This window comes from Streptomyces sp. NPDC020917, from assembly GCF_044333795.1.
GTDB lineage: Bacteria > Actinomycetota > Actinomycetes > Streptomycetales > Streptomycetaceae > Actinacidiphila.
The window spans coordinates 17,586-38,957 of record NZ_JBIRRR010000033.1 but is presented as its reverse complement, the minus strand read 5'-3'; the positions used below and the strand labels follow the sequence as shown (position 1 = coordinate 38,957).

The following is a 21,372-nucleotide window of genomic DNA, read 5'->3' as shown; positions in this document are numbered from 1 at the left end:
AACGCGCGGAGGAGCCATGGACCGCTACCCCCCGATCGCCGACCACGGCCTGGTCGGCGATCTGCAGAGCGCCGCGCTGGTCTCCTCGCAGGGGGTCGTGGACTGGTTCGCGGCCCCCCGCTTCGACTCGCCGAGCGTCTTCGCCGCGCTGCTCGACCACGACCGCGGCGGGTACTTCCGGCTCGGCCCGGACCGCGCGGACCAGGTGTGCAGGCAGCTCTACCTGCCCGACACCGCGGTGCTGGTGACCCGGTTCATGTCGCCGGAGGGCGTGGGTGAGGTGGTCGACTTCATGCCGCCCGACCCGTCCGGCACCGTCAGCGACCGGCACACGCTCTTCCGGTTGGTGCGCGCGGTGCGGGGCAGCGTCGAGTTCACCTTGGAGTGCCGCCCCCGCTTCGACTACGCCCGCGCCGCGCACGAGGTCGAGGTCGGAGAGGACGGCGCGCTCTTCCACGCCCCTGGCATCGACGCCCACCTGCAGGCCACCTTCCCGCTGGAGCGCGACGGCGACGACGTGCGCGGGACCGTGCGGCTGGAGGCCGGCGAGTCCGGCGGAGCCGTGTTCACGGTGTGCACGCCCGGCGGGGATCCGCCGCCCGCCCCCACCCTGGACTCGGTGGCCGAGGAACTGGCCGGGGTCATCGACTTCTGGCAGCGCTGGCTGCGCCAGTCCCGGTACCGCGGCCGCTGGCCCGAGTTGGTGCACCGCTCGGTGATCACCCTCAAGCTGCTGACGTACGCGCCGACCGGCGCGCTGGTCGCCGCGGCGACCACCGGCCTGCCCGAGCAGGTGGGCGGTGAGCGCAACTGGGACTACCGGTTCACGTGGGTGCGCGACGGGTCGCTGTCGGTGGGGGCCATGCTCGCCCTCGGGTTCGAGGAGGAGGCCACCGCGTTCGTGCACTGGCTGGTGGCGCGGCTGCGCGAGCGCGCGGGCAAGGAGGACGAGCCGCTGCAGACCATGTACCGGATCGACGGCAGCCCCGACCTGCCGGAGGAGGTCCTCGACCACTTCGAGGGCTACCGCGGCTCGGCGCCCGTGCGCATCGGCAACGGCGCGGCCGACCAGCTCCAGCTGGACATCTACGGGGAGGCCGTCTACGCGCTGTCCCAGGGCCGGGCGATCGGGCAGCAGGCCACCTATCAGGGCTGGAGGGCCTTCGCCAGGACTCTGGACTGGCTCGCGGACCACTGGGACCGGCCGGACGAGGGCATCTGGGAGACCCGCGGCGGGCGGCAGGACTTCACCTACAGCAGGGTGATGTCCTGGACGGCCTTCGACCACGGCCTGAGCCTGGCCGAGACGTTCCGCAGGCCCGCCGACGTGGAGAAGTGGCGTGCCGCCCGGGACGCCATCTACGAGCAGGTCGTGGACCGGGGCTGGAGCGAGAAGGAGCGCGCGTTCGTCCAGCACTACGACGGCGACGTGCTGGACGCCTCGCTGCTGCTGATGCCCATGGTCGGCTTCGTCACCGCCCGGGACCCGCTGTGGCTGTCCACCCTCGACGCCATGGACCGCCGGCTCGTCTCCGACAGCCTGGTCTACCGCTACGACCCGTCGGCCTCACCCGATGGCCTGCGCGGCACGGAGGGCACCTTCAGCCTGTGCACGTTCCTGTACGTCGACGCGCTGGCGCGTGCGGGACGGCTGGTCCAGGCCCGGTACACCTTCGAGAAGATGCTCACCTACGCCAACCATGTCGGGCTGTTCGCCGAGGAGATCGGCCCCAGCGGCGAGCAACTCGGCAACTTCCCCCAGGCGTTCACCCACCTCGCGCTCATCATGGCCGCGACCACCCTGGACAAGGCGCTCGACGCGGAGCAGGGCCGGGTCCGCTGACCGCTCCCCTCCGGCCGCCGTCGCGGCGTCCCCCATTACCGCCGGATTGTCCCTATATTTCCCCCATGAGGGTTCTTGGTGACAGAGACGTGCGGTGGCAGGACAGGGTGCGTCAGGATCCGGTGCTGGTCGCACCGTTGCTGCTGACCGTGCTCCTGGCGGTCCTCTCGTCGCTGACCCCGCACAACATCCCGTTCACCCGGCTGCTGCCGACGGCGCCCGCGCTCGCGGCGGCCCTGTGGACGGTGGTGCCGACCCTGGTCCTGGGCGTCATCTGCCTGGTGGGCGTCGCGGTCTACGCCGCCATGTCCTCGGACCACTCCATCCTGTTCACCGCCGCCGCCATCGGCGCCGTCACCGTGACCGCCGCGTACGCCAGCCATCTGCGGCTGCAGCGCGAGACGGCCCTCACCGGCATCCGAGCCGTCGCCGACACCACGCAGAAGGTGCTGCTGCGGCCCATTCCGGGGCGGGTCGGCCCGCTGGAGACCGGCAGCCTCTATCTGGCCGCGACGCCGCACGCCCGCGTCGGCGGGGACTTCTACGCGCTGGCCGACACCCGGCACGGCATCCGCGTCATCATCGGCGACGTCCGCGGCAAGGGGCTGCCCGCGCTCGCCGTGGCGGCGGCCGTGCTCGGCTCGTTCCGGGAGGCGGCCTACGAGGCGGCGGACCTCGCGCAGCTGGCCACCCGGCTGGAGACCACGCTGCTGCGGGACGACGCCGCCTCGCTGGCGCAGGGCGACCCGGCCGAACTCTTCGCCACCGCCGCACTCGTGGAGATCCCCCGCGACGGCAGCCACGCCGCGTTCCTGACGTGCGGCCATCCGCCGCCGCTGGTCGGGCGGCGGGACGGCGTCGAACTCCTCGCCACCGACGACCCCGCGCCGCCGCTGAACCTCGGCGGGCTGCTCACCGCCACCAGCACCCCGCGGCGGTTCGCGTTCCGGCCCGGCGAGCAACTGCTGCTCTATACCGACGGCGTCACCGAGACCCGCGACGCGACCGGGGCGTTCTTCCCGCTCGCCACCTGGGCCCGGGACCATCTGGCCGCGCCGCCCCGCCAGGTCCTGGCGGGCCTGCACCGCGCCCTGCTCAAGCACAGCGGCAACAACCTCAACGACGACATCGCCGCCATCGCCATCGTCAGGACGGCCTGAGCCGGCACCGCCGCCGGTCACTCATCCGGCCGGTCACGCCGTGGCGGTTCCGCCCTCCCACCCCGGGATCGTCGGCAGCACCGTCTCGGCGAGGTGGAGCAGTACACCGTCGTCGGGCACCTCGCCGTCCGCCCGCCACAGGGCCAGTTCGAAGGAGCCGCCGCTGTCCTCGCTGTCGCGGGCCACGACCAGCGTGCGCTCCGGGACGCCGGGGCCGTTGTCGCTGTCGCCCCCGTCGAGCCGGAACCGGATGCTGATGGTGTGGTCCGCGTACAGCACCGCGGGGCGGCCCAGCACGGTCCTCGGACGTGCCCCGTCCCCCAGCAGCGCCGCGGTCTCCGTCACCGGGAGGCGGTCGTAGCTGGCCGAGAGGGTCGCCGTGTAGGTGTCCAGTTCCACCCGCGCCGAGGGGGTCGCGAACCGCGTGCCGGAGGCGAGTTCGAGGGAGCCGCCGTGGGAACTCGCGGCCTTCGCCGCCTCCGCGGGCGTGCCGAGCAGATCGGGGAGGTCGGGGCGGTTCAGTGCGGTGCACAGCTGCGTCCCGGAGACCTGCCCGTGCGCGTTCCCCGGCTCCTGGTCCGGTTCCGGGCACGTGGCGGGCGCCGGGGTGCCGTCCGAGGACGACGATGCCTGCACCTTCCAGAGGCCGATGCCGAGTGCCGGCACCAGGATCAGGGCCGTCGCCACCTGCTTCCACGCGCTCACGGCCTTCGCGGGCGCGCCGATTTCGTCTGTCATTTCCCCCCACCTGTGGTGATCCCCCGATATGCGCCCGGCGACCCTAGCCGGTGATCACCCGGCCGACAAGGGGATTCGCGCCGGTGGCGCGTCGTGCCCCGGCGGGCGGGCGCGCCGCCTCGGATCTGGCGTGTTCGAATTCTGTTCGAGTACGGTGGCGGGGACGCGGGAGGTGGTCGGTGGCAGCGGTGGAACAGGCCGGAGCGGCGGGCGCGCACGTGCTGCACGTGCGGTGCCGGCCCGGGACGGGGGAGCGGGAGTACCGAACGCTGCTGGGGCTGATCCGCGGCATCTCGCCGGTGCTCCAGGTCCTCCCGCCGTCCGCGGCGCTGGTCGACGTGGCCGGGGCCCTGCGCTACTGGGACGCCTCGCCGTACGACCTGGCGCAGCGGATCCGGGTCCGCGCCCTGGCGCACCTGGACGTGGACGTGCGGATCGGGGCGGGGCCCAACTGGACGGTCGCCGCGACCGCCTCCAAGGGCCCGCTGCCGGTCACCGTCGTCACCCCGGAGCAGGTGCGCGGTTTCCTCGATCCGCTGCCGGTCGCGATGGTGCACGGCATCGGGCCGGTCCAGGAACGCCGACTCACCTCGTTCGGGCTGCGTACCGTCGGCGCGCTGGCCGCCGTCCCCGAGTCCACGGTCCAGCGGATCCTCGGCGGACGCGCCGGGCGCCTGCTGCGGGACCGGGCCCGCGGCATCGACCCGCGCCCGGTGACGCCCACCGGCCTGCCCGGCGCCACCGGCGAGCGCCGCCTGTTCGACGCCGACACCCTCGACCCGGGGGCGATCCGCGCCGCGCTGCTGGAGACCGCCGTCGTCCTCGGGGACCGGCTGCGTGGGCGCCGCCAGATCGCGGCCGGGCTGACCCTCGAGGTCGCCTTCTCGGGCGGGTCCACCGTCAGCCGCACCAGGCAACTGCCGGAGCCCTCCCACCACACCGACGACCTGCGCGGCGCCCTGTACCGGATGGTCGACGCCCTGCACCTGCAGCGGGCCCGCGTCCGCGGGATCACCGTCACCGCGGAGGGCCTGCGCCCGGCGGGCACCGCGGGCGGGCAGATCAGTCTGGAGCGGGTGCGGGAGAACCGGCTGCGCGCCGAGCCGGTCATGGACGAGGTCAACGCCAGGTTCGGCGCCGGCGCGGTCCGCCCCGCCACCCTCGCCTGGCGCAAGGCCGGTTGACCACGGCAGCCGCCGGGCCCGGACCCCGCTCCGGGCCGCCGGGCGGGCGAGCGGCCGCCGGATGCGACATGCGTGCCGTCACCAACGACCCCCCTGTTCGAGCCGCACAGACATCGCATAAGGTAAGGCTCACCTAACGCGTCAATGATCAACCCGACCTCAGGGAGTCCCGCCATGTCCCTTCGGCGCCGCGCCTCAGCCGCCGTCGCTGTCACCATCGCCGCCGCGCTGAGCCTCGCGGCCTGCGGTGCGTCCGACGACAGCGGGAAGGGGGGCTCGGGCAGTTCCGGGGCCAAGGACTCCAAGTCGGTCGCGCAGGGCGGCAAGGACTTCGGCGACGCCGCCGCCAAGACCGCCGCCCTCAGCACGGACGCCGAGCCGGGGCAGTGGCCGCGCACCGTCAGGACGGCCATGGGCGACACCGTCATCAAGTCCCAGCCCAAGCGGGTCGTCGTCCTGGACGTCGGCGAGTTGGACAACGTGGTGTCGCTCGGCGTCAAGCCGGTCGGCCTCGCCGTCACCGAGGGCTCCCCGAAGCTGCCGTCCTACCTGAAGGGCGAGGCCGGCGATCCGGCGAACGTCGGCACCATCAACAGCCTCAACCTGGAGGCCATCAACAACCTCAAGCCCGACCTGATCCTGGGCAGCCAGCTGCGCGCCGCCGGCTCCTACGACGAGCTGTCCAAGATCGCGCCGACGGTCTTCTCCATCCGCCCCGGCTTCACGTGGAAGGAGAACTACCTGCTGAACGCCGCCGCGCTGGACAAGACCGCGCAGGCCAAGGCGAACCTCTCCGCCTACCAGGCGCGGGCCAAGGCCCTGGGCGACAAGCTCGGCGCCCACAAGCCGACCGTGTCGATGGTCCGCTACATGCCCGAGGGCAAGATCCGCCTCTACGCCAACGACTCGTTCATCGGCACCATCCTCAAGGACGTCGGCATCCCGCGGCCCAAGAACCAGGACATCAGCGACCTGGCCGCCGAGGTCAGCGCCGAGAACATCGACCAGGCCGACGCCGACTACATCTTCACCGGCGTCTACGGCGACCCCAAGGCCACCGACAAGTCCAAGGCCCAGGGCAACCCGCTGTGGAAGAACCTCAAGGCGGTCAAGGACGGCCACGCGCACGACGTCCCCGACGAGACCTGGTACCTCGGGCTCGGCGTCACCGCCGCCGACTCGGTCCTCGACGACCTGACGACGTACCTGACGGCCTGACGGCCCGGCGCCGTGGAAGCAGGGGAACGAAGGAGAGTGAACGCGGCGGATGGCGCGACCCACCCGTAGCCGCATCGCCTGGCTGATCGGATGCGCGGTGCTGCTCGCGCTCGCCGTCCTGCTCAGCCTGGCGGTGGGCAGCCGGCAGATCGCCCCGAGCGTGGTGATCCAGGCCCTGCTGCACGGCGGGACCAGCAACGACGCAGAGGTGGTGCGGTCGCTGCGCGTGCCGCGGACCATCATCGGCGTGCTCGCCGGCGCCGCCCTCGCGGTCGCCGGCACCGTCATGCAGGGCATCACCCGCAACCCGATCGCCGAACCGGGCATCCTCGGCGTCAGCCAGGGGGCCTCGGCCGGAGTGGTGTGCGCCATCGCCTTCTTCGGCGTGCACACCCTCACCGGCTACGTCTGGTTCGCCTTCGCCGGCGCCGCGCTGGCCGCCGTCGCCGTCCAACTGGTCGCCGCCGGCGGCCACCGGGGCGCCTCCCCGGTCAAACTGGCGCTGGCCGGCGCCGCGATGAACGCCTTCCTCGCCTCCGTGGTCTCCGGCATCGCCACCACCAACGCCCACGCCCTGGACGAGTTCCGGTTCTGGCAGGTCGGGTCGATCAGCGGCCGCGGCACCGACGTCATCGCCCGGATCTGGCCGTTCGTCCTCGCCGGGCTGCTGCTCGCCGGGCTGCTCGCCAAGGGCCTGGACGCGCTGGCCCTCGGCGACGACGCCGCGCGCGGACTCGGCCACGACGTGGCCCGGCTGCGGGTGCTCGGGGCCGTGGGCGCGACCGTGCTCACCGGGGCGGCCGTGGCCGCGGTCGGCCCGATCGCCTTCACCGGCCTCGCGGTTCCGCACATCGCCCGCGCGCTGGTCGGCGCCGCACACCGCTGGGTGCTGCCGGTCGCCGCGCTGCTGGGACCGGTGATGATCCTGCTGTCCGACGTGATCGGCCGGATCGTCTTCCCGCCCTCCGAGGTGCCGGTGGCGGTGATGACGGCGCTGCTCGGCGTGCCGTTCCTGATCGCGCTCGTGCGGCGCAGGACGGTGGTCGCCTCGTGAACCGCGCCTCCACCGGCGGCACTTCCACCGCCACCGCGCTCAGCGCCCGCGCCGGGGTGCGCCCGGCCGGCTACGCCGTCGTGCGCGCCGGCCGGGCCAGCTTCCTGGTCCACCGCAGGGCCGTGGCCGTCGCGGCGCTGCTCGCCGTGCTGCTGGCCGCCGCCGTCGTGCTCTCCCTGTGCGTGGGGGAGACCTTCACCTCGCCCGTGCAGGTGCTCAACGTCCTGTTCGGGCGGCCCAGCCCCGACGAGTTCGTCGTCGGCACGCTGCGGCTGCCCCGGCTGGTTGTCGGCCTGCTCGCCGGAGCCGCGTTCGGCATCGCAGGGGCGCTCGTCCAGACCGTCGCCCGCAACCCGCTGGCCAGCCCCGACGTCATCGGCGTCACCCACGGCGCCGGCGCCGCCACCGTCGCCGCCATGAGCTTCGGGCTGGTCGCGCACACCACGCTGCCGTACGTGTCGGTGGCCGGCGGGCTCGGCGCGGCCCTGCTGGTGTACGCCTTCGCCTGGCGGGGAGGGCTGCAGGCGTCCCGCTTCGTGCTGATCGGCATCGGCGTGTCGATCGCCCTCGGCTCGCTGACCCAGCTCTTCCTCACCAAGGGCGACTACCTCGTGGCCCAGCAGGCCAAGGTCTGGCTGACCGGATCGCTCAACAGCCGCGGTTACGACCAGGCCGCGCCGCTGGCCCTGGTCATGCTGGTGGCGGTGCCCGCCGCCCTGTGGGCGGCCCGGGCGCAGCGCGGCGCGTCCTTCGACGACGACACCGCGACCGCCCTCGGCATCCGGCTGGACCGGGTGCGGCTCGGCCTCACCCTGCTCGGCGTCGTCCTGTGCTCCGTCGCCACCGGCGCGACCGGACCGGTCGACTTCGTGGCGCTGCTGGCCCCCCAGATCGCCCGCCGCCTGACCCGTACCGCGCAGATCCCGCTGCTGTCCTCGGCGCTGACCGGCGCCCTGGTCGTCGTGGTCGCGGACCTGCTGGCCCGCCGCCTGTTCTCGCCCGTCGAACTCCCCGTCGGCGTGCTCACCGCAGCGGTGGGCGCCCCCTATCTGATGTGGCTGATCGCCCGCACCCGCAGCCGTTCCGGAGGCAGCACCGCATGAGCACCCCCAGCCGACTCACCGCGCAGGCGCTCACCCTCGCCTACGAGGACCGGACGGTCGTCGACGGCCTCGACCTGGAGATCCCCGACGGCCAGGTCACCGTGATCGTCGGCCCCAACGCCTGCGGCAAGTCCACGCTGCTGCGCGCGCTGGGCCGGCTGCTCAAGCCGCGGAGCGGCACCGTGCTGCTGGACGGCGCCGAACTCTCCGGCATCCCCGGCCGGCAGATCGCCCGCACCATCGGCGTGCTGCCGCAGAGCCCCACGCCGCCGGACGGCATCACCGTCGCGGACCTGGTCGCCCGCGGCCGCCAGCCGCACCAGAAGTGGTGGCAGCAGTGGTCCGAGGCCGACGAACGGGCCGTCGCGGAGGCGTTGGAGCACACCAACACCGCCGACCTCGCCGACCGCCCGGTGGACGAGCTGTCCGGCGGCCAGCGCCAGCGGGTGTGGATCGCCATGGCCCTGGCCCAGGACACCGACCTCTTGCTGCTGGACGAGCCGACCACCTACCTCGACATCGCCCACCAGGTCGAGGTGCTCGACCTGGTCCGGCGCCTCAACCACGGCCGGGGCCGCACGGTCGTGGCCGTCCTCCACGACCTCAACCAGGCCGCCCGGTACGCCGATCACCTGATCGCCATGAGGGCCGGCCGGATCGTCGCCCAGGGCCGCCCGGCCGACGTGGTCACCGCCGACCTGGTCCGCGAGGTCTTCGGCCTCACCTCGGTCGTCGTCGCCGACCCCGTCACCGGCAGCCCCCTGGTCGTGCCCGGCATCCCCTGGCAGCCCACGTCCGCGGACTGACTCACCGCCACAGCGTCGCCACGGCGGCGGCCACCACGACCGGAGCCGCCGCGTAGGCCGGGAGCTGAACCTGGAACAGCGGCTGCACCAGGGCGGTCATCACGAGGAGCAGCCGCTCCGAGCGCCGCCGCCGCGGTTGCCGCCCGGACAGAGCGGAACGAACTCGTCCGTAGTACCTGCCGATTCCCCGATCCGGTGAACTCACTGATGACACCTTCCTCCGCTGAACTCCGCCGCGCCTTCGGCGCCGTCGGGACCATTGCCGTCAAGGCCGGTCCTGTTCTCCGATGACACCATCACGGTCCCGTTTCCACAGGGCTCACAAGGGGGGCTCACGAATTGCGGGGGCCGCTCACCACGGGCCCCCGTCGCTATGCTGGACGCATGCTCGGGTGAGGGGAGCGTGGTGGGCGTGGCAGTGGGTGGGGCGGAACGCCGCGAGAACGAGCGCCTCCAGCAGATCATCACGGAAGCCGGTATCAGCCACAAGCGGATCGCCTTCCGGCTCAACTCACTGTGCAAGGAACAGGGACTGCCCGGTGAGTACACCCATACTTCCGTGGCGAATTGGTGCCGCCGCGGTATGCGCCCCAGGCCGCCGGTTCCCCAACTCCTGTGCACGGTCGTCGCGGAAGGGCTGGGGCGGCCGGTTGACCTCGCGGAAATCGGCATGGACTGGTACGGGCGGACGAACCCCGATGTGGGGCTCGCATTTCCCCGGGACCAGCGGGAAGCGCTCACGGAAGCGCAGTCGTATTGGAGTACGTTGAACCGCCGTGATTTTCTGACGTCCGCTCCGTTCGCGGTCTCGGCCTTCACCGAACCGGTGACCAGGTGGCTGGTGAGCCCCACCGAGGCGCTGACGACGGGAGCCGGGCGCGTTTCCGTCGGTGCCGCGCACATCGCGGAGTTACGGGAGGCGGCCGACTCCGCGCGCGTCTGGGACTCCCGCTTCGGCGGCTCCGGTCTGAAGTCGCGCTCCCTGACGGCGTTCCTGTACGAGCGGGTGACGCCCTTGCTGCGCGGGCGGTACGCGGCGGACGTGGGGCAGCAACTCTTCTCCGTGACCGCCGAGATGGCCCGGCTCGCGGGATGGACCGCCTTCGACGCCGGCCGCCACCACGCCGCGCAGCGGCACTACATCCAGGCCCTGCGCCTGGCGAAGGCCGCCGGCGACACCAGCCTCGGCTCCTACGTGCTGACCACGATGGCGATGCAGTCGCTGATGCGGGGCTTCACCTCCCAGGCCATCGACATGGCCCAGGGCGCCTACGAGCGCGTCCCGTCGGCCGACCCGCGGGTGCGGGGATTCGCCAAGCTCATCGAGGCCCGGGCGCACGCCCGCGACGGCGACGCCCGGTCGGCCTCCGCCTGCCTTTCCCGCTCCGAGGAACTCCAGCAGCGCGGTGAGGACGCCGGATCCGGAATCACCTGGATCGATTTCTTCACCCGGCAGAGGATCATCACCGATGCCGCCGAGATCTTCCGGGACCTCGGAAACCCCCGGGCCACCCTCGCCTGGCACGCCATGGGAGGAATGCCCACCGACGCCTTCGCGCGCTCCCACGCGATCCGGCTCTCCGTCCTGGCGAGCGCGTACGCCCAGCAGGGCGACCTCGAACACAGCCTCCAATTGGGCAGGAAGTCGCTGCGGATCTTCACGCGGCTCCAGACCGTGCGCGGAATCGACTACATCCGGATCTACACGCAATCGCTCGAACCGTGGCGCCGAGAGAACTCCGTCGTGCAGTACATGGGCGAAGTGCGGGCCGCCGCGGCGGAATTCCGGGCCGCCTAGCGCGGAATCGGCCGGAACGCCCATCGGGCCGACGATCGGAGGAACGATGAAACGTCGCAATTTCCTGTCGGGTTGCACGGCGGCCACGGCGGCCACGGCGTCCGGCGCGGCCGCCGCCGCACGGCCGCCCGCCGCCCGCGCCCACGAACCGGGCACCTCCCCCGGGGGCCCTGACTTCCCGGCAGGCACCGCCCGCCTGGGCGCGCGCGTCGGGCGCAGGGAGGTGGCGGAACTGCGCCGGGCCGCCCGCGACGCCCGCCGGGCCGACTCCCGCTCCGGCGGCGGCAGCGCCCCGGCCCGGTCCGCCGCGCGTCTCCTCGTCTCCACCGCGGCACCGCTGCTCGGCGGGTCCTGCACCCCGGCCGTGGAACGGGAGTTGTACAGCGCCACCGCCGAACTGGCACGCCTGGCCGGGTGGGCGGCGTTCGACACCGGCCGGCACGACCTCGCGCGCGGGTACTTCCGGCAGGCCCTGCACCTGGCCGGGGCCGGCGGGGACACCCAGCTCACCGCCTACGTCCTGGCCTGCATGAGCCTGCAGGCCACTCTCACCGGCCGGCCCGGTGAAGCGGTCGACCTCGCGGCCGCGGCGGCCAGGACCGGTGCGCACTCGCCGCGGCTGCGGGGCTTCGCCCACCTCGTCCAGGCGCGCGCCCATGCCCGGGACCGCGCCCCGCGTGCGGCGGGCGCCTGCCTGGCCGGCGCCGAGGTGCTGCTCGAGAGTGCCGAGGCCCGCGGCAGCCAGGACGACCCGGAGTGGCTCGACTTCTTCACCCGCCCACGGCTGGCCGCCGACGCCGCCGAGATCCACCGGGACCTCGGCAACCCGCGCGGCTGCTTCCGCTGGCACGCCGAAGCGGACGCCATGGCGCCGGGCGACTTCACGCGATCGGTCGGCATGCGCCTGTCGGTGGTCGCGACCGCCCACCTCCAGGCGGGAGACCTCGACCGGGCGCTGGCGCTCGGCCGCCGGTCGGCGGACATGCTCCAGGACGTCGCGTCGCACCGCGCACACGGCTACCTCGGCGCGTTCACCGCGTCGCTCGGACCCTGGCGCCGTGAGCCGGCCGTGCGCGCGTTCACGGCAAACCTGCACCCGGACGCCGCCGGCGGGGGCCGCCGGACGTCGTGACCGGCGGCGGTGAAGGCGCGGAGGTGCCGGAGCCCGCGCGGCTCAGTTGCGGCGGTAGTTGGGGCCGCCGATCAGGAAGAGCAGCAGGCCGACGGTGAAGGCGATCACGCCCAGGCTGAAACCGATGGTCTCCAGTGCCCGCATCCTGGGACTCCTCTCGGTGGCGGGGCGGGCGCCGCACGGGGCGGCGGCCCGACGGGGCGGGAGCGCGGGGTCGTACCGGCTCCGGCCAGATCCAACGTCGCACGGCACGCCGGTCCGCGCCCGCCGGCGTCCCGATTGCTGGACGATCGGTCCCAGCAGGCGGGCGGCTGCCCCGGTCACGGGGGCCGCCCGGCGGCCCGCTTGCGGCGGCTGGTCATAATGGGCCGATGCGCGAACGCCTCGTCCTGCTCGACGCCCCCTCGAACCTCGGCCTGCGCCCGCCCGCCGAAGGTGCGGTACCGGGCTGCTACAAACTCGCCGGGGCGCTGCGCGAGCAGCGGCTCCTGGCGCGGCTCGGCGCCGCGGAGGGCGGTGTCGTCGTGCCGCCCCGCTACGACCGCGGGGAGTGGAAGCCGGGCGACGGGGTCTTCAACGCCGCCGCCATCGCCGCCTACACCCGCAAGCTCGCCGACCGCATCGAGGGCCACGTCCGGGACCGGGAGTTCCCCGTCGTCCTCGGCGGCGACTGCTCCATCCAGCTCGGCGCCTCGCTCGCGCTGCGCCGCCGCGGACGGTACGGGCTCGCCGTGATCGACGGGTCGGCCGACTTCCGGCACCCGGGCAACTCCGCGTACGTCGGCGCCGCGGGAGGCGAGGAACTCGCCCTGGCCACCGGCCGAGGCCAGGCCGACCTGACCGACCTGGAGGGCCTGCGCCCCTACCTGCGGGAGAGCGACGTCCAGGTCTTCGGCATCCGGGACTACGACGAGGAGCGGGCCGAGCTGACCGCGTCCGGCATAGCCAGCACCACGGTGGGGGAGATCCGCGAGCGCGGCGCCGAGAAGGCGGCCGAAGCGGCCCTGCGCACGCTGGCCGCACCCGGGCTCGACGGCTTCTGGGTGCACCTGGACGCGGACGTGCTGGACCCCTCCGTGATGCCCGCCGTGGACAGCCCCGACGACGGCGGCCTGCTGCCCGGCGAACTCGCGCCGCTGCTGCGCGCGCTGGTCGGCTCCGAGCGCTGCGTCGGCCTCAACATCACGATCTACGACCCCGACCTCGACCCGGAGGGCACCTACGCGGCGCTGCTCGCCGACCTGGTCGTCACCGCCTTTCACCAGGGCTGACGCCACCGCCGGCCCCCGCCCGGCCCGCCCCGGCGAAGTGGCGTCAAGGAATCCTTGACGCCCGTCGGGTGTAAAGGCATGCTTGACGTGTGACCGAGCCCTCGCCGTCGCTGACGGACCTCACCGCATCGCTTGCCGACCGGGCCTCCACCCTCTCCCGGGCCCTGGGCAGCCCGCTCGCGCCGCCCGCCTACCTCGACCTGGTCGGCCAGGCCAGGGACATGGACGGCGTGGCGGAGCAGGTGCTCAGGCTGTGCGTCCAGCAGGCCCGGGACGCGGGGCACACCTGGCAGGAGATCGGGGACCTGCTCGGGGTCACCCGCCAGGCCGCGTTCCAGCGGTTCGGCAAACCCATCGACCCCCGCACGGGAGAACCCATGGACAAGACAGTGCACATGGCGGACGCGGCGGAACGGGCCGTCGCCGTCGTCACGGCCGTTCTGGAGGACCGGATGGACGACGCGCGCCCGTCGTTCAACGACGAGGTGCGCGCGGCGTTCACCGACAAGGTGCGCGGCGACGCGCTGGCCTCGATCGCCGGCCTGGTCGGCGCGTTCGAGGGCTACGGCGAGCAGGAGCCCTTCGTCCGGCGCATCGGCGACCACACGGTGGTCGACGTCCCGTTGCGGTACGAGGCCGGCGACATGAAGGCGCGGGTCACCTTCGACACGGATGAGAAGGTCGCGGGGGTCTTCATCCTGCCCAACGAGACTCCCTGAGCCGCCGGCCCGCGTAGCCCGGCCTCACCTGTCATCGGCCTCAGGCGCGCTGTTGCGGTGCCGCGCCCACAGCGGGAAGCCGAGCCAGCACATCGCGAACCACACCACCATCACCCCGACGACCCACAGGCTCGTGGTGTCGGTCGCCGCCACCCGCACCACCAGCAGCAGCGAGCAGACCATGGTGCACAGCAGCAGGAACAGGCCGAGTGCCATCAGCCGGGAGGCGAAGGCGACCGTCTCGGGCTTCAGGCGGTGACCGGTCAGCAGCCGGTGCACGGCCACCGGTCCGACCAGCGCGCCGGTGGTGGCCGCGCCCAGCACCACGCTCGCCACGTACAGATGCCGCTCGCCGGCCGTGAGTTGGCCGAACCGCTGCTGGAAGACGACGGTGAGCAGGAAGCCGAACAGGATCTGCACGCCGGTCTGGGCGACCCTCAGTTCCTGCAGCAGGTCGCCCCACCGGCGGTCCGCGCGCTCCTCCGTCGTCTCGTCGCGGCCGAGGTCGACTTCCGGATGTTCCATAGTGCGCTCCCTTCCCCGCCGGGGCGCAAAGCACGCATACGGGTCACTCCTTCACCGAGCCCGCGTTGGAGCCGCGGACGAAGTAGCGCTGGAAGCAGAAGAACAGCACCGCCACCGGCACGGTGGACAGCAGCGCGGCCGCCAGCTTCAGCGGGTACTGCGTCCCGCCGCCGAGCCCGCCCGACACGAAGTGCGCCAGCCCGGTGGTCAGCGTGTCGAAGCGGCTGGACTGGGTGGACACCAGGAAGTGCGTGAACTCGTTCCACGAGCCCTGGAAGCACAGCACCGTCAGCGAGATCAGCGGGGCGCGGGACATCGGCAGCACCACCGACCAGAAGGTCCGCAGCACCCCGGCCCCGTCGATGCGCGCGGCCTCCTCGATCTCGCGGGGGACGGACTCGAAGAACTGCTTCATGATGAAGACGCCGCCCGCGTCGACCAGCAGCGGCACGATCATGCCGCCGTAGCTGTCGAACATCCCGAAGCTCTTCAGCACCAGGAACTTCGGGATCAGCAGCACGACCGGCGGGACCGACATCGCGGACAGCAGGAACACGAAGAGCGTCCGGCGGCCGGCGAACGGCAGCCGCGCCAGCGCGTAGCCGGCCATGGAGTCGAACAGCACCCTGCCGGCCGTGACGACCACGGTGACGAGGGCGGAGTTGCCGAGCCAGCGCAGGAACGGCACGCTCTCGGCGCTGCCGGACATCCCGAACAGCCGCCGGTAGGCGGTCGCGGTCGGATGGGACGTGAGCAGCGACATGGGGTGGGCGGCCGCGTCCGGTTCCGTCTTGAAGCTGGTCGCCAGCTGGATCAGGAACGGCAGCAGGTAGAGCAGCGCGAAGGCGCACAGGGCCAGATACCCCGCGAGCCGCGCCGGCCGGGGGAAGCGCCGCAGGACCGGCCGCTCGCCCGTGCCCCGTTCGACGGGCCTCCCGGCGCCGGGCAGTTCGTCAGCCACGGGCCCGCACCCCCTTTCGTGTGTGCCTGGTGCCGCGCTCCCGCAGCACCCACCGCTGCAGCCCGGCCAGTGGCAGGATGATCGCCAGCAGCAGGAACGCGATCGCCGCGCCGTGACCGAAGTCGGCGTTGTCGAAGCCGGACGAGTACGACAGGTACGCCGGGGTGAGCGTGGTGTTGCCCGGCGCGCCCTTGCCCATCACGTACACCTGGTCGAAGACCTGCCAGGTGGCGATCAGGCCGAGCGTGAGCACCAGGAACAGCACCGGCCGCAGCGCGGGCAGCGTGACGTGCCGCAGCAGCTGGCGCCGGTTCACCCCGTCCAGTGCGGCGGCCTCCTCCAGGGTGCGGGGGATGCCCTGCAGCGCGGCGAGGAAGATCAGCATGAAGGTGCCGGACGTGGTCCACACCGACAGCAGGATCAGCGTGCACATCGCGACGGACGGTCCGGAGAACCAGTCGGCCCACGACAGTCCGAGCGCGCCGTGCCGGGCGAGCGGCCCGCCCGGATGGTCCTGGTCGGTGATCCCGAGGTTGCCCAGCACCAGCCACACGACGCCGCGCGGATCGGCGAACCAGTTCGGTCCCTTGACGCCCACCCAGGACAGCATCCGGTTGACCGAGCCGCTGCCCTGGAACAGGAACAGGAACACCGTGGACACCGCGATGGAGCTGGTCACCGACGGGAAGTAGAAGACGGTCCGGGCCGCACCGCGGCCGCGCAGCAGCCGCTGGTTCACCGCGATCGCCAGTCCCAGCGCCAGCACGGTCTGCAGCGGCACGGTCAGCAGCACGTAGTACGCGGTGTTGCGCAGCGAGGTGGCGAACAGCGTGCGGGTCAGCCCGTCGGTGCCGATCAGGTCGCGGTAGTTGCGCAGGCCCACGAAGTCGACGTTCCCGGTGAACGGGTTGGACTGCCCGTCCCAGTGCAGCAGGCTCACCCACAGCGCCATGAGGATGGGCAGCGCCATGAACAGGCCCAGCACCAGGACCATCGGCGTCACGAACAGCCAGCCCCACGCGCCCTGGCGTATCCGGTCCCGCACCGGCCGGCGGCGGGTGGCCGCCGCCGGCCGGTGCGATCCGGCTGCCGCCGGCGTGCCCAGCAGTGCGCTATCGGGCATTGGCCAGCACCTGGCCGCCGTTGCGCTGCAGGGCGCCGAGGATCTGCGCCGGCGACGTGCTGCGCAACGACTGCAGATCGGTGTTGAACTGGGTCAGCACCTGGTTGAACCCGGCGATGGTGACCGGCCGTTGGGCGTAGTCGATGCCCTCCACCCACGCCTTGGCGTCCGGGTACTTCTGCGCGTACGAAGCCAGCGCGTCGGTCCGGGACGGCATCACACCGAACGCGTCGCCGAAGGCGAGCTGCTGCTTGGCCGACGTCAGGTAGCGGACCAGGTCCACGGCGGCCTTCTGGTGGCCGCTCTTGGCCGCCACGCCCCAGCAGTTGCTGAACACCAGCGTGCCCTTGCCGGCCGGCCCCGCGGGCAGCGGCACCACGGTGTAGTCGACGCTCGGGAAGTCGGCCTTCATCGCGCCGGACAGCCAGTTGCCCTCGATGGTCATGGCCGCCTTCTTCTTGCCGAGCGCCTCACCGCCCCAGCCCGCGTCGACGTCCGAGGCGTACTTCAACGACCCCTTGGCCATCATCGACTTGACGAAGTCAAGGGCCTGCTTGTTGGCGGCGCTGTCGGCGGTCATCGTTGTCTGGTCGCCGTTGGTGATCCAGCCGCCGGCCTCCTTCATCAGGGCGCCGAGCCGCTGGTAGTCGGGCGTGGTGACGAGCCCGGTCACCCCGCCCTTGGTCAGCTTGGCCGCGTCCTTCGCCAACTGGTCCCAGGTCGTGGGGTAGTCGGCGGCGGTCAGCCCGGCCTGCTTCCACAGGGTCTTGTTGATCGCGAGGCCCAGTGTCGAGCTGTCCTTCGGCAGGCAGACGAGCTTGCCGTTGTAGGAGAAGGAGTCGCGCAGCGTGCTGGAGAAGGCCGAGGCGTCGGAGATCTGGTCGCCGTAGGCGTAAAGCGAGCCGCCCTTGGCGTAGTTGGCGAACTGGTCGGAGTTGACGTAGAAGACGTCCGGCGGCTTGTTGCCCGCGAACGCCTGGCCGAGCTGCTGGTTGATGTCGCTGGCCAGCTGCACCGTGACCTTGTTCCCGGTCTGCTTGGCCCAGGCGGCCGTGGCCTCCTTGACCGCGGCGGTCTCCGCGTCGCCCGAGGTGGCGATCATGACGGACAGGCTCTGCGGGCCGCTCGACGACTGCTTGGGCGCCGACGAGTCGAACCCGCTGTTCGACGAGCAGCCGGTCACGGCGAGCAGGACGGCGGCGCAGGCCGCCGTCGCTGCACCGAGCGTACGGGAAGTGGGCATGCGGGATCTCCTGACGTGTGCGGGGCGCGGGCAGGTGACTGTGCGGGGGGAGTGGGGAGAAGAGGACAACGAATGTGGGGAGGAGCGAGACAGGGAAGGGGGGGAGGAAGCGAGGCAGGGAAGGGGGAGGGAAGCGCGTCGTCAGGCGCTCAGATGCTGTCGCGCACGATGAGGTGCGGCGCGAGCAGGACGTGCTCGGCCGGCCGCCGGACGTCGTTCAGCCGGTCGAGCAGCAGGCGCATGCACTCCCGGCCGACGGCCTCGATCGGCTGGGCGAGGCTGGACAGCGTCGGCCAGAGCATGGTGGCCACCGGTGAGTCGTCGAAGCCGACCACCGCCACGTCCGAACCGGGTGTCCGGCCGCGCCGGTGCAGCGCCTGGTAGCAGCCCACCGCCAGCGCGTCGCTCGCCGCGATCACCGCCGTCGCACCGGCCTCCAGCAGCCGGTCGGCGGCCTCGGTGGCCGGGGCGAGATCGCCCGGGCTCTCCGCCCGCCGGTTCCTGATCGGCAGGCCGAGCTCGCGCATCGCGTCGTGCCAGCCCTTGGCGCGGTCGTCACCGGCGCCGGAGCCCTTGGGCCAGCCCAGGAAGGCGATGTCGCGGTGGCCGAGGGAGGCCAGGTGGCGCACGGCGGCCGCGGTGCCGGCCGCACCGTCGATGTCCACCCAGTCGCCGACGTCCCGTCCCGTCCAGGTCCGGCCGAACGCGACGAACGGCACGTCCTTCTTGTGCAGCCACGCCTGCCGCCGGTCGCCCCGGTCGGTGCCGCTCAGCACGAACGCGTCCGCGCCCTGCTCGTCCAGGAGTTGCTGGTAGCGGTCCAGCTCCTCGTCGGGCGGCGCCGAGAACAGCACCACGCGGTAGCCCGCCTGGTCGGCCGCGTCGGAGATGGCGTGCAGGAACTCGTCGAGCACCGGGCTCGTCACCCGGCCGGTGCTCGGCCGGATCCCGTAGCCGATCAGCCTGCTGGCCCGGGTGCGCAGCGCCTGGGCGGCGCGGTGCGGCCGGTAGTTCAGCTCCTCGATCGCCCGCCGCACCCGCTCCAGGGTCTGCGGGCGCAGCAGTTCGGGGGAGTTGATCGCGTTGGAGACGGTCTGCCGGGCCACTCCGGCGCGGGTGGCGACCATCTCCAGCGTCACCGTGGGTCCCGCCTTGGGCGGCACGGAAGGGCTTGCGGGCACAGGCACGTCCTGGATTCTGGGGCTCTTTCGGGTTTCCGTCCATCGTCAGGCCGGTCACTCCTCCTTGGAGCGTTCCAAAAACTGCTGTCGCCGGTCTTGCCAGCGGGCATGATTTCTTGGAACGCTCCAAATACGGCTTCAATGGCAGAGAGGATCGGCCCCGTGGACGCACCTGTCAAGGCTCACGACGACTCCGGCGAGGGGGAGTCGGCGCCGGGACTGCAACCGTTCCTCCACGACGCCTGCGTCTCGGCCGCCGCCCCCAGCCTCTGCGTCTCCGGCCCGGACGGGGCGCTGCGCGGCGGTGCCGACGGCTTCTACCACGGCGACCGCCGGGTGCTGTCCCGCCTGGAGGCGGTCGTCGAGGAGGTGCCGGCGGTGCCCGTCGGCTCCGCGACGCTTCCCGACGGGGACGTGGTGTTCCGCTCCGTGCTGCGCGGGCTCGCCGAGCAGACGCCGGACCCGGCCGTGGTCCTGGAACGGCACCGGACGGTGGCGCCGGGCCGGCTCACCGAGCGGTACACGGTGCGCAACGCCGGCGGCCTGACCGCGCGGTTGCGGCTGACCCTGCGTGCCGCCGCGGACCTGGCCACGATGGAGCAGGTCAAGTCCGGCCAGGACGTGGCACATCGCGATCCGGAGCAGGTCGCCCCGGGCGGTGCCCGCTGGACCGACGGCGCGATCACCGCGACGCTGGCCCTGTCCCCGCCGCCGGACGGCGAACTCCCGCAGTCCGGGAAGACGGTGGCCGTGACCTACGCCATCGAGCTGCCACCCGGAGCCAGTTGGCAGGCCGTGCTGCAGTGCACCGCCGAGCATCGCGACGGTGACCTGTTCCCCGCACCCGCACCCGGCACGCGCTGGTGGAGCCGGCCCGAGGTGACCGGCCCCGACCGCCGCCTGGCGCACTGGATCGCCGCCTCCGACCGCGATCTGCACGGTCTCGTGCTGCGCGACCCGCTGGACCACCAGGACGTGTTCCTCGCCGCGGGTGCCCCCTGGTTCCTGACCCTGTTCGGCCGCGACGCCCTGTGGGCTGCCCGCATGCTGCTCCCGCTCGGCACCGACGTCGCCGCCGGCACCCTGCGCACCCTCGCCCGGCGGCAGGGCCGGGACAGCGTGCCCGAGACCGAGGAGCAGCCCGGGAAGATCCTGCACGAGGTGCGCCGCCACGACCCGGGTGCGGGCAGCACGTTCGGGCTGCCGCCGTCGTACTACGGCACCGCGGACGCCACGCCGCTGTGGCTGATCCTGCTGCACGACGCATGGCGCTGGGGCCTGCCCGGCAGCGAGGTCGAGGCGCTGCTGCCGCACGCCGAGGCCGCGCTGGACTGGCTGGAGCGCTATGCCGACGCGGACGGCGACGGCTTCCTGGAGTACGCCGACGGCACCGGGCGCGGACTGTCCAACCAGGGATGGAAGGACTCCTCCGACGGCATCCGCTTCCGTGACGGCCGGACGGCCGCCGCGCCGATCGCGCTGAGCGAGGTGCAGGCCTACGCCCACGAGGCGGCGCAGAAGGCGGCATCGCTGCTCGACGCGTTCGGCCGGCCGGGCGGTGACCGGCGGCGCCGGTGGGCGGCGGAGCTGCGGGACCGCTTCCGCGACAGCTTCTGGACCGAGGACGGCGCGGGCCCCTATCCCGCCGTCGCCCTCGACGGGGACAAGCGGCGGGTGGACTCGGTCGCCTCCAACATGGGCCACCTGCTCGGGACCGGGCTGCTCGACGCTGACGAGGCGGCACACGTGGCGCGGCGGCTGACCGGCACGGTCGAGGACACGGGCGCCGACGCGGACTCCGGCCTGGACTCCGGCTTCGGCCTGCGCACCCTGGACGCGTCGGCGGCCGGTTTCAACGCCCTCGGCTACCACACCGGTTCGGTGTGGCCGCACGACACGGCGATCGCGATCAACGGCCTGGCCCGCGAGGGGTTCGCCGACGGTGCGGCCCGGCTGGCCGCCGGACTGGTGGGCGCCGCGGAGCAGTTCGGCTACCGGCTGCCCGAACTCTACGCCGGGTACGCGCGCGTGGAGCAGCCGCGCCCCGCGCCGTACCCGGCCTCGTGCCGGCCCCAGGCGTGGGCCGCCGCGGCCCCGGTGCTCGTCCTGCAGTCCCTCTTCGGCCTGGAACCCGACGCCCCGGCGCAGCGGTTGCGCCACGCCGCCCGCGTTCCGGCAGGGTACGAGGGCCTGCGCGTACGCGGACTGCGGGTGGCGGGGCGGACGTTCGACGTCACCGCCGGATCGGACGGCGCCGTCGAGGTGCACGGGCTCGACGACTGGACCCTGGTGACCGGGGAGGGCGGCTGAGCG

General features: G+C 73.0%; 18 protein-coding genes. 12 read left to right on the top strand and 6 right to left on the bottom strand.

What is annotated here, in order from left to right:
* The first annotated feature begins 16 nt into the window (after positions 1-16).
* Entirely contained in the window at positions 17-1,843 is a 1,827-nt protein-coding gene (locus tag ACH4TG_RS39470; RefSeq protein ID WP_398247896.1) for a glycoside hydrolase family 15 protein, read from the top strand.
* A 107-nt stretch (positions 1,844-1,950) separates the two neighbouring features.
* Positions 1,951-3,003 carry a PP2C family protein-serine/threonine phosphatase gene (locus ACH4TG_RS39465; protein WP_398247894.1) on the top strand — a complete coding sequence of 351 codons (1,053 nt, stop codon included), beginning with the start codon at positions 1,951-1,953 and terminating at the stop codon, positions 3,001-3,003.
* A gap of 33 nt (positions 3,004-3,036) precedes the next feature.
* Here ACH4TG_RS39465 and ACH4TG_RS39460 read toward each other — a convergent pair whose 3' ends face one another.
* Positions 3,037-3,741: a DUF6215 domain-containing protein gene (locus ACH4TG_RS39460; RefSeq protein WP_398247892.1), complete on the bottom strand. Its 705-nt coding sequence runs from the start codon at positions 3,739-3,741 to the stop codon at positions 3,037-3,039.
* Positions 3,742-3,920: 179 nt separating this feature from the next.
* On the opposite strand from ACH4TG_RS39460, the gene ACH4TG_RS39455 reads away from it, so the two are divergent.
* The 9 genes from ACH4TG_RS39455 to ACH4TG_RS39415 all read left to right on the top strand — a co-directional run bounded on the left by ACH4TG_RS39455 (position 3,921) and on the right by ACH4TG_RS39415 (position 14,026).
* Positions 3,921-4,925: a hypothetical protein gene (locus ACH4TG_RS39455; RefSeq protein ID WP_398247890.1), complete on the top strand. Its 1,005-nt coding sequence runs from the start codon at positions 3,921-3,923 to the stop codon at positions 4,923-4,925.
* A gap of 174 nt (positions 4,926-5,099) precedes the next feature.
* Positions 5,100-6,143: an iron-siderophore ABC transporter substrate-binding protein gene (locus ACH4TG_RS39450; RefSeq protein WP_398247888.1), complete on the top strand. Its 1,044-nt coding sequence runs from the start codon at positions 5,100-5,102 to the stop codon at positions 6,141-6,143.
* Between the two features lie 49 nt (positions 6,144-6,192).
* Entirely contained in the window at positions 6,193-7,197 is a 1,005-nt protein-coding gene (locus ACH4TG_RS39445; RefSeq protein ID WP_398247886.1) for a FecCD family ABC transporter permease, read from the top strand.
* Entirely contained in the window at positions 7,194-8,300 is a 1,107-nt protein-coding gene (locus tag ACH4TG_RS39440) for a FecCD family ABC transporter permease (RefSeq protein WP_398247885.1), read from the top strand. The genes ACH4TG_RS39445 and ACH4TG_RS39440 overlap by 4 nt, the downstream gene beginning before the upstream one ends.
* The gene (locus tag ACH4TG_RS39435; protein ID WP_398247883.1) at positions 8,297-9,106 is read left to right on the top strand and encodes an ABC transporter ATP-binding protein; all 810 of its coding nucleotides are present in this window, start codon (positions 8,297-8,299) and stop codon (positions 9,104-9,106) included. The genes ACH4TG_RS39440 and ACH4TG_RS39435 overlap by 4 nt, the downstream gene beginning before the upstream one ends.
* 826 nt (positions 9,107-9,932) lie before the next feature.
* A complete protein-coding gene (locus tag ACH4TG_RS39430) occupies positions 9,933-10,904 on the top strand; it encodes a sporulation protein (RefSeq protein ID WP_398247882.1) in 972 nt (323 codons plus the stop codon).
* A 46-nt stretch (positions 10,905-10,950) separates the two neighbouring features.
* Positions 10,951-12,036, top strand: coding sequence for a sporulation protein (locus ACH4TG_RS39425; protein WP_398247880.1), 1,086 nt, complete (start codon positions 10,951-10,953; stop codon positions 12,034-12,036).
* A gap of 371 nt (positions 12,037-12,407) precedes the next feature.
* Positions 12,408-13,307: an arginase family protein gene (locus ACH4TG_RS39420; protein WP_398247878.1), complete on the top strand. Its 900-nt coding sequence runs from the start codon at positions 12,408-12,410 to the stop codon at positions 13,305-13,307.
* An 89-nt stretch (positions 13,308-13,396) separates the two neighbouring features.
* Positions 13,397-14,026 carry a DUF3887 domain-containing protein gene (locus ACH4TG_RS39415; RefSeq protein ID WP_398247876.1) on the top strand — a complete coding sequence of 210 codons (630 nt, stop codon included), beginning with the start codon at positions 13,397-13,399 and terminating at the stop codon, positions 14,024-14,026.
* A gap of 24 nt (positions 14,027-14,050) precedes the next feature.
* On the opposite strand, the gene ACH4TG_RS39410 is transcribed toward ACH4TG_RS39415, so the two are convergent.
* The 5 genes from ACH4TG_RS39410 to ACH4TG_RS39390 form a co-directional block, all read right to left on the bottom strand.
* Entirely contained in the window at positions 14,051-14,551 is a 501-nt protein-coding gene (locus tag ACH4TG_RS39410; protein ID WP_398247875.1) for a DUF6328 family protein, read from the bottom strand.
* A gap of 43 nt (positions 14,552-14,594) precedes the next feature.
* Entirely contained in the window at positions 14,595-15,512 is a 918-nt protein-coding gene (locus ACH4TG_RS39405; protein ID WP_398247873.1) for a carbohydrate ABC transporter permease, read from the bottom strand.
* Positions 15,505-16,635, bottom strand: a complete 1,131-nt coding sequence (locus ACH4TG_RS39400) for a carbohydrate ABC transporter permease (protein WP_398247871.1) — start codon at positions 16,633-16,635, stop codon at positions 15,505-15,507. Before ACH4TG_RS39400 ends, ACH4TG_RS39405 begins: the two co-directional genes overlap by 8 nt.
* Positions 16,625-17,878, bottom strand: coding sequence for an extracellular solute-binding protein (locus tag ACH4TG_RS39395; protein ID WP_398247869.1), 1,254 nt, complete (start codon positions 17,876-17,878; stop codon positions 16,625-16,627). Before ACH4TG_RS39395 ends, ACH4TG_RS39400 begins: the two co-directional genes overlap by 11 nt.
* A 149-nt stretch (positions 17,879-18,027) precedes the next feature.
* Positions 18,028-19,065, bottom strand: coding sequence for a LacI family DNA-binding transcriptional regulator (locus ACH4TG_RS39390; RefSeq protein WP_398247867.1), 1,038 nt, complete (start codon positions 19,063-19,065; stop codon positions 18,028-18,030).
* A 156-nt stretch (positions 19,066-19,221) separates the two neighbouring features.
* Here ACH4TG_RS39390 and ACH4TG_RS39385 point away from each other — a divergent pair, with 156 nt between their 5' ends.
* On the top strand, positions 19,222-21,369 hold the full coding sequence (locus ACH4TG_RS39385; protein WP_398247865.1) for a glycogen debranching N-terminal domain-containing protein: 2,148 nt from the start codon (positions 19,222-19,224) through the stop codon (positions 21,367-21,369).
* The last annotated feature ends 3 nt before the right edge of the window (positions 21,370-21,372 follow it).